Origin of the sequence: Loktanella sp. PT4BL (assembly GCF_003201935.1) — a bacterium.
GTDB lineage: Bacteria > Pseudomonadota > Alphaproteobacteria > Rhodobacterales > Rhodobacteraceae > Yoonia.
On record NZ_QJJL01000013.1, the window covers coordinates 23,406 to 30,088 of the forward strand.

At 62.1% G+C, this 6,683-nt stretch carries 12 protein-coding genes; 5 read left to right on the forward strand and 7 right to left on the reverse strand.

The window, feature by feature from the left end; genetic code table 11:
• From C7964_RS20065 to C7964_RS18590, 5 genes are read right to left on the reverse strand one after another with little or no spacing between them, the layout of a single operon-like run.
• Complete coding sequence (locus C7964_RS20065; RefSeq protein WP_153218051.1) at positions 1 to 138, reverse strand: hypothetical protein; 138 nt, start codon at positions 136 to 138, stop codon at positions 1 to 3.
• Positions 135 to 521, reverse strand: a complete 387-nt coding sequence (gene merF, locus C7964_RS18575; RefSeq protein WP_055688106.1) for a mercury resistance system transport protein MerF — start codon at positions 519 to 521, stop codon at positions 135 to 137. Before merF ends, C7964_RS20065 begins: the two co-directional genes overlap by 4 nt.
• Complete coding sequence (locus C7964_RS18580) at positions 518 to 769, reverse strand: hypothetical protein (RefSeq protein WP_055688105.1); 252 nt, start codon at positions 767 to 769, stop codon at positions 518 to 520. The genes merF and C7964_RS18580 overlap by 4 nt, the downstream gene beginning before the upstream one ends.
• 10 nt (positions 770 to 779) lie before the next feature.
• Positions 780 to 1,082, reverse strand: coding sequence for a heavy-metal-associated domain-containing protein (locus tag C7964_RS18585; protein ID WP_055688104.1), 303 nt, complete (start codon positions 1,080 to 1,082; stop codon positions 780 to 782).
• Between the two features lie 15 nt (positions 1,083 to 1,097).
• Positions 1,098 to 1,505: a mercuric transporter MerT family protein gene (locus C7964_RS18590; RefSeq protein WP_235183693.1), complete on the reverse strand. Its 408-nt coding sequence runs from the start codon at positions 1,503 to 1,505 to the stop codon at positions 1,098 to 1,100.
• Positions 1,506 to 1,583: 78 nt separating this feature from the next.
• Here C7964_RS18590 and C7964_RS18595 point away from each other — a divergent pair, with 78 nt between their 5' ends.
• A complete protein-coding gene (locus C7964_RS18595) occupies positions 1,584 to 1,997 on the forward strand; it encodes a MerR family transcriptional regulator (RefSeq protein ID WP_181417246.1) in 414 nt (137 codons plus the stop codon).
• A 136-nt stretch (positions 1,998 to 2,133) separates the two neighbouring features.
• Here the strand turns inward: C7964_RS18595 and C7964_RS18600 are convergent, their stop codons facing one another.
• Entirely contained in the window at positions 2,134 to 2,466 is a 333-nt protein-coding gene (locus C7964_RS18600; RefSeq protein ID WP_110281072.1) for a type II toxin-antitoxin system RelE/ParE family toxin, read from the reverse strand.
• On the reverse strand, positions 2,466 to 2,741 hold the full coding sequence (locus C7964_RS18605; protein WP_110281073.1) for a hypothetical protein: 276 nt from the start codon (positions 2,739 to 2,741) through the stop codon (positions 2,466 to 2,468). The genes C7964_RS18600 and C7964_RS18605 overlap by 1 nt, the downstream gene beginning before the upstream one ends.
• A gap of 629 nt (positions 2,742 to 3,370) precedes the next feature.
• On the opposite strand from C7964_RS18605, the gene C7964_RS18615 reads away from it, so the two are divergent.
• The 4 genes from C7964_RS18615 to C7964_RS18635 all read left to right on the forward strand — a co-directional run.
• The gene (locus tag C7964_RS18615) at positions 3,371 to 4,300 is read left to right on the forward strand and encodes a DUF2493 domain-containing protein (RefSeq protein ID WP_110281075.1); all 930 of its coding nucleotides are present in this window, start codon (positions 3,371 to 3,373) and stop codon (positions 4,298 to 4,300) included.
• A 537-nt stretch (positions 4,301 to 4,837) separates the two neighbouring features.
• On the forward strand, positions 4,838 to 5,044 hold the full coding sequence (locus C7964_RS18625) for a hypothetical protein (protein WP_007120662.1): 207 nt from the start codon (positions 4,838 to 4,840) through the stop codon (positions 5,042 to 5,044).
• 518 nt (positions 5,045 to 5,562) lie between these two features.
• Positions 5,563 to 6,156 carry a transposase gene (locus C7964_RS18630; RefSeq protein ID WP_110281076.1) on the forward strand — a complete coding sequence of 198 codons (594 nt, stop codon included), beginning with the start codon at positions 5,563 to 5,565 and terminating at the stop codon, positions 6,154 to 6,156.
• The coding region (locus tag C7964_RS18635; RefSeq protein WP_181417247.1) for a relaxase/mobilization nuclease domain-containing protein at positions 6,143 to 6,683 on the forward strand (541 nt) is incomplete at its 3' end. The genes C7964_RS18630 and C7964_RS18635, both read left to right, overlap by 14 nt.

Genomic DNA, 6,683 nt, shown 5'->3' on the forward strand with positions numbered 1-6,683 from the left:
TCAGCGCGCCTCACCATACTCGGGGTTGTTCGATTTGGCAGCGAACAGATAAATGACCGCGCCGATTGCGATCAGCGGTGTGAGCATGCCGAGAAGACCGAAGAACATACCGGTGGCGGTGCAACATCCCATCATCATGAGAGCGTTCCTTTCTTTTGCGCACGGTTCAGCAGAACCGCGTAGAGTGCTGTGGCGGCGAAAACGCCGATTGTGATCCGTATTGCGAACCTGAATTCGAGAAGAATGATCAGGATCGACAGGGCCACCGCGAGGCCGGTGGCCCAAAGTTTCGGTGCCGGTCCCGGTTTGCCAGCGCGCAGCCAAAGGGCCTGTGCCACCACGGCGAGGCTGAAAAACAGCAGCGGGAACAGGGCGTAATCGAGCCAACCCGTTAGGGCCGACAATCCGACGCCAGCGACGATGACGACCAGAAGCGGCGTAAAGCAGCAGAGCGCGGCGAACAGCGCACCGCCAAGCCCCCATTTCAGCAGTCGGTCGGGATTTTCTGGTGTGTCAGTCAATGGGCCGTCTTTCTTCGTGATGGTTCGGTGCTGGAGGCCCGTTTCATGTGTGAACGACGCAGTGCGCGGAGGATCAGGTAGGTCAGACCCGCCAAAACCAGCATGGCAATGCCACTCATTCCAGAGAGCCAAGCCCCAACGCCGCTGAACAACGCTGCAAGCACGGCAGTTCCGCCGCCGCAGCAGACGACCACGACCGGAGCCGCTATTCCGAAGGCCAGCAGGCCACCCATCAGATTGTCACGCATTGCAGGCGGCTCAGGAAGCTGTGTCGGGCAGCACCTGCGCCGGATAGCCATTGGCTGTCACCGCGCCAATGATGCTTTCGATGGAAGTCTCTGCGTCATCGTAGGTCACGCTGTAAACACCCTGTCCGTATTCGGGGCCGTCCTCGAATGCGGCGATCTCGACCGACGGAACACCGCGCATCGAGCTGGCGACGATGAATGAACAGGACGGGCATGTCAGTTCGCTGACGGCGATCTCGACCTGGCGCTCTTCAGCGAGGGCCGGAGTCGAAAGTGCGGCGATGGTCAGGGCGGATAGTAGAAGATGCTTCATGGTCTTGGTCCTCGTTCAGAATTTCAGGATGAAGGGGGTGATGTAGGGAAAGATCATGGCGACAGCGACAATCGCGGAAGCGGCCCAGAGGGTTGCGCGCATGATGCGGCGGTCGATGGGGCGGGCGCAGGTGCCATCGGCACAGGCCTCGGCATCTACAGGCTTGTAAGCCTTGTAGAAGCCGTATCCCAAAAACGCGGCGCTCAGCGCGAAGGTGTACCATTTGTAGGCATAGAGCGCTCCGAGCTGCGCGATGAACACGCCTGTCACGCCAAAGCTGACCAGCACCAATGGAAGGATGCAGCAAGAAGTCATCGCCAGCGCACCGAGGACGCCGAGGCCGGTCACGCCCCATCCCTTGGTGGTTTCGTCGCCAATTTTCTGCGACCGAGATTGCGGAAGTTCCGCCAAATTTTGTTCCATCGAATCTTCCTTGAACAGATGTTTCCACCGTTCTAAGGTCTGTAGTTGATACAGGCTCAAGGGGTTTTTTTTTGCGAAATGAGTAACACAAGCGTGAGATCAATTCGGCGGGGTGATTTGGCACGAGCGACGGGCTGCAACCTGGAAACCATTCGCTACTACGAGAAAATCGGGATCATGCCGGACCCGCCGCGCAGTACGAAGGGTTACCGAAGCTACGACAATGCCCACGTCAAGCGGCTGAAATTCGTCATGCGGTCCCGCGATCTAGGCTTTTCTCTCGAAGAGGTTCGCGGGCTGCTTGGGCTGGTCGATGACCGATCCCGGACATGCGCCGATGTGCAGTTGATCGCTGAAGATCATCTGACAGACGTTCAGGCCAAGATTGCCGATCTGCAGCGTATCGAACGCGTCCTGTCGGACACTGTTGCGCGATGCACCGGTGATGCTGCCCCAGAATGCGCGGTGATCGATGGGTTGCTTGATGCTTAGTCCAGCTTGAAGAAGGGGGGCAACGGACCTTCTTGAATGGCGTAGCGAAAGCCCGAAAAGCCCTACATGTTTCCTATTCAAGTCGAGCGCAGCGAAGGTCCCGTTTCTGACTTTAATGTTGAGGTTGGCTCCAATATTAGTCCGCGAATACCCGTCTTGCTGACGCCAGCTTTATCCAATCTCTGCCTCCAAAGGCGGCGAGTGCAAGATAGATGACCTCAGTATCCATGTCCGGTTTGAATACGATGGTCAGTCGGTGACTGGTGCCGCCGTGGCGCACGAGCCATCTATCCAGTTTTCCGTTCAGCCGGACGCCTGAATTTGGATTTGAGGCAATCGCTTCTAAGAGCGCGTCTACTTCATCCAGGCGACGGCTCGCGGCTGCAACGTCACCGTCGGTCACCTCGACAATATGATCAACGATACCGATAACGTCCCGTTCGAAGAACGGATGCCTGACAAAACGCATCAGGTCTTTTTGGCCATCGCAGCAAGATGGGCCCGTGCGCCTGCAGTGACGTCGGAGGCTTCGCCGACGGGTTCCCATTGGTCGAGTGGCAGGGACAGTCGGCGCTCCAGTTCTGCCTCAAGCAAAGTACGCTCACGGTCACGTTCAGCCTTAGCCTTCGCCAATTCACCCGAAACAGCCGCGCTCATATTGGGGTACTCGCCAGCTTCGACCAGTTCCCTTGCGAAGGTGTAGGCGGTGTCGGTGAAGCTGACAGATTGCTTTTGAACGCTCATTGCGGGCTCCTTGGTACTCCAACAGACTACCGAATTTTGCCGCTTCTGGCAAGCAGGTCAGGCCGACCACGAGAAATGCGTCAACAGCCTTTCGGCCTCCCTTGCTCGGCTTCGCGTGTCGCAGGGGAGAACGGCCCTTCGGTCCGTCGCGCATTCGGCCATGCGGCCTCACCGCGGCGTTGCGCCCGGCATTCCGGTTTGCCCGCCTCGCGAGCACGTCCCTCCCCGGCCGCTCCGCCGGATTGCGCTCTGGTCTGTTTTGGCCCGAGGCCAACACGATCCCGCCGCTCCATCCGTCTCCCGCGTCCGGTCGGGCCGTTTGCCTGCTCGGGTCGGGCAAACCTACCGTCAAAACACACACACATGAGCGCGGAAGCATATCCTCCGGATGGCCCCCAAATCAGCCCGCGTCAAGGATCGCAAAACTTTTCGGCGAGCGCGGTGCCCGTTGCGCGGGGCGGTCCCGTGGGTGAGGGCGCGCATGTGTCGGGTGTTGTGCACGGAAAACTTTTGCGCCCGGCAAGCCGGCGGCTGCGCCGTCCCTGACCCGGGCAGATTCGGAAACCAGGCATTCGGCCATGCCCCCACACTCACGTGGTGGCCTAGGAACCGAACACTGGAGACCAGACATGGCTTACGACACCGCAAACACCTACGAGACGATCGAACTTTTCGGGCTGACCGAGAAGGACGCGCAGCTGCCGATCCCGGAAGATCACATCCTGACCGACCACATCATCCGCGAGAGCTTCGAGGCTTTGCTCGGTCAGCTGCGCGGGACCGGGCTTGAAGCAGAGATTGAACCGCTGGCCCATGGGCTCGCGACGATCCTGCAGCGCCGAAAGGTGGCGCTTGGCAAGGAGGTCGACCGCACCGCCGACAAGATCGGTGCGCTGGCAAAATCCCACGACGGATCGGAGATCGCCGAGACCGCGCTCGAAGAGGCGCAGGCGCGCTTTGTGCAGCTGCGCGAGATTGTCAGCGCCATCGAGGTGATGAGCGAGGCAGCGGCGGAATGCTACGAGATCGAGACGGGCCACGCCTTCATCCCGGCAGCCGGGTCGCGCGCAAGCGTCCGGGCGCAAGAGACCGGGGCGGTCTTCGAGGCACGGCAGCTCCTGGAGCAGCACGACCGTGAGACTGCCGAGAAATCCAAAGTCGAGGGGGTGCCCCTGATCGTCTCAGGCGCCACCGACTGGACCGATGTTGATGTGATCTTCAACACGCTCGACAAGGTTCGCGAACGGATCAAGCAGAACCGCAACCAGGAGATATTCCTCTGCCACAAGGGTGGCAAGCACGGGGCGGAGATGATCGCGGCTCGGTGGGCCCGGGCACGCGGGATAGCACAGGCGCGCTTCGATCCGCGCTGGTCCGCGCACGGGCGGGCGGCACCGTTCAAGTGCAACGACGAAATGCTGGACGACAAGTTCGCGGCGACGGGGGTTGTGCTCTTCGGTGGCAACGGGGTCGCGCTGAACCTCGGGCAGAAGGCGGAAGCGAAAGGTCTGACGGTCATGCGGGTTGCTGACCCGGTGAAGAAGGTGTCGCAGGAGTGAAGAGAGGGGGTCGCGCTTGGCGCGGCCCTTTCGTCATGTCTCATGGCGCGTGCGATTGGTCATGCGTGATCGGCAGTCTGCGGCGGCCAGCACCGTTATCCCTCTACCCGGTCCGTCAGCGCGCGGCCCATCCGCATCGGTACGGGCTGGGGATGGTGCGCACCTCACGCACATCGTCAGCGGGGCAAGACGCGAGGGGTCGAGACGTCGCACTTGAGGCTGAAGACTTGCGCGTCCCTCGGGTGGTGTTTTGGAACATCGCATCCACGCGGGCGGGCTCCGTCAGCACCCCGGCCAGGCTCGGCGGGACGCGGACGCGGATGGTGGCGGCGGGGTGGTGGCAGGGGTCATCCGGATCACTCCTTTTTGCTCATAGATGTGGATCGCACGGGGTCGACCCAATCGTGCCCTGCGCTTCGCTCCGGCAAGCACAAATACGGCTTCCACGGCTGGCCGTGGACCCTCCGCATTTGCGCTTGCGACCGGGCCTCTTGCCCCCGTGCCGGGTAATCCCCATCGCAACAAGGAGTAACCCAAATGACCAACCACTACGTCGCCACCGTCCCCGTCAAGTTCACCGATACCGATGGCCAGGAGCGCACCCGTTTTCAGCGCGTGGGTGCGATGTTCCGCAACACCCGCAACGGGGATGGCTCGGAGTTCTTCAGCCTCAAGCTCGACTTCCCGGTCGCGGTCTCGGAGCTGGTGATGTTCCCACCGAGCGCGAAAGATCCCCAGGACTGAATCCTCTGACGAGGATGGGCCGCCCCAGGACGATCTTGGGGCGGCCCGATCCCTGTTCCAGGGATGCCGGTCCCTACGCGTTCAACGGACGCACTCCGCCCGGAATGATCAGGCCGCGACAGACCGGCCAGTCAGCCTCAAGGGGGCCATCCACAAAAACCTATCGGCCAAGGCCTCCCGGTTTTTGCGGCAGAGATTTGGCAAGCCAAATCTGGCCCTCCTTGACCCTGCCTGTCCGCCCTGTCGGAGGGGTTTGCGCCCGCCCGCGGTTCCGTCCGAACACATGGGTGTTCGGCCAGACCCTCGGGCGGGGCTGGCGGACGGGACCCCTAGGACAGGTGGTGCAATCGGTGGTGAGGGCGGCAGAGCCGCGTCCCTGCGGGCCGCGGGGGAAGCGGACACCAAGGCTGCCTGAGCCTGAATGCGACGTAAGTATATAATTGACAGCTAGGTATATTATCGTAATGTAGGGACAGCCTTGGTGGAAGGTGGCAGGAAATAGGGGGTCTTTCTTCCGCATGTCCCGAACAAAACGCCTGACAGAGATCGAGAAGATGCAGATCGTCCGCGAGGCCGCGGAGGGTGTGTCGACGTCCGAGCTGGCTGAGCGTTTCGAGGTCACATCGCGGGCCGTGCGCTACGTCCTGAAAGCTGATGCCGAGCGCCAGGCCGATGCCGCGATCCCGGTCTCAGCAGTCAGTGTGAAGGTCACGGCTGCGGAGCTGGCGGCGCTCGACGAGGTGTTGGCGAAGGCGGGGATCGAGAGCCGGGCCGAGGGGTTGCGGCGGCTCATTCAGGCGGCGGGTGGGGTGTTCGTTCCGGACGCGCAGATGGCAGCAGAGATGGCGCGCTACCGCGCCTCTCTGCACGAGGTTGGCAATGGGGTCGCGCAGATCGCCAAGCAGATGACGCGGGCCAACCGGATGGGGCAGGGGGCCGTGGGCGGCACGAGTGCCGAGTTCACCGAATTGCGCCTTGCGCAGATGCGCGGGCTGGCGCGGTTCATCCTGGATTCTGCTGACGAGATCGATCTGCTCCTGCGGCGTCGGCGCGACGCGATGAAGCTCGAGGCCACGGCCGCGCTGAGGGAGTTTGCCCATGCGGCTGAATGATGCCGTCCATGCCGTCACGGGCGAGGTTTTCCGGGATGGCTGGAGCCGCGTCCGGGGCTCGATGCAGGGGCTGCACGTGGCCAAGCAGACCCAGCTGACGCGCGCGGCAGCAGGGCATCGGCCAGCGGTCTTCAAGGCGATCCGGGGCGGGGGTACGCACACGAAATCGCAGCTCGCAAACCAGCTCGATTACCTCACGACCAAGTCCACCCATATCGTTGACAGTAGCGGGTTCCTGGATGGCAAAGCGAAGCTCGAGGCGGGTGACATCAAGGACCTGACCGAGCGCTTTGCCAAACGGTGGGATGCGGGCTTCAAGCCCAAGCTGGGCCAGACCACACACATGCTCATGTCCTTCCCCATCGGCACGCGCGGGGAGGATGTGCGCGACATTGCGACGGATGTGGCCGAGCGGTTCTTCCAGACCGACGAGGGGCATTTCGACTACATCATCGCGGTGCATGAGGACCGCGATCACCCGCATGCGCATCTGGTGCTGAACCGCCGCTCGCAGGAAGGCGAGTTCT

Coding starts and splice junctions, on each gene's coding strand:
- C7964_RS20065 (WP_153218051.1), bottom strand. CDS start 138: ATGATGATGGGATGTTGCACCGCCACCGGTATGTTCTTCGGTCTTCTC.
- C7964_RS18580 (WP_055688105.1), bottom strand. CDS start 769: ATGCGTGACAATCTGATGGGTGGCCTGCTGGCCTTCGGAATAGCGGCT.
- C7964_RS18585 (WP_055688104.1), bottom strand. CDS start 1,082: ATGAAGCATCTTCTACTATCCGCCCTGACCATCGCCGCACTTTCGACT.
- C7964_RS18590 (WP_235183693.1), bottom strand. CDS start 1,505: ATGGAACAAAATTTGGCGGAACTTCCGCAATCTCGGTCGCAGAAAATT.
- C7964_RS18595 (WP_181417246.1), top strand. CDS start 1,584: ATGAGTAACACAAGCGTGAGATCAATTCGGCGGGGTGATTTGGCACGA.
- C7964_RS18600 (WP_110281072.1), bottom strand. CDS start 2,466: ATGCGTTTTGTCAGGCATCCGTTCTTCGAACGGGACGTTATCGGTATC.
- C7964_RS18605 (WP_110281073.1), bottom strand. CDS start 2,741: ATGAGCGTTCAAAAGCAATCTGTCAGCTTCACCGACACCGCCTACACC.
- C7964_RS18615 (WP_110281075.1), top strand. CDS start 3,371: ATGGCTTACGACACCGCAAACACCTACGAGACGATCGAACTTTTCGGG.
- C7964_RS18625 (WP_007120662.1), top strand. CDS start 4,838: ATGACCAACCACTACGTCGCCACCGTCCCCGTCAAGTTCACCGATACC.
- C7964_RS18630 (WP_110281076.1), top strand. CDS start 5,563: ATGTCCCGAACAAAACGCCTGACAGAGATCGAGAAGATGCAGATCGTC.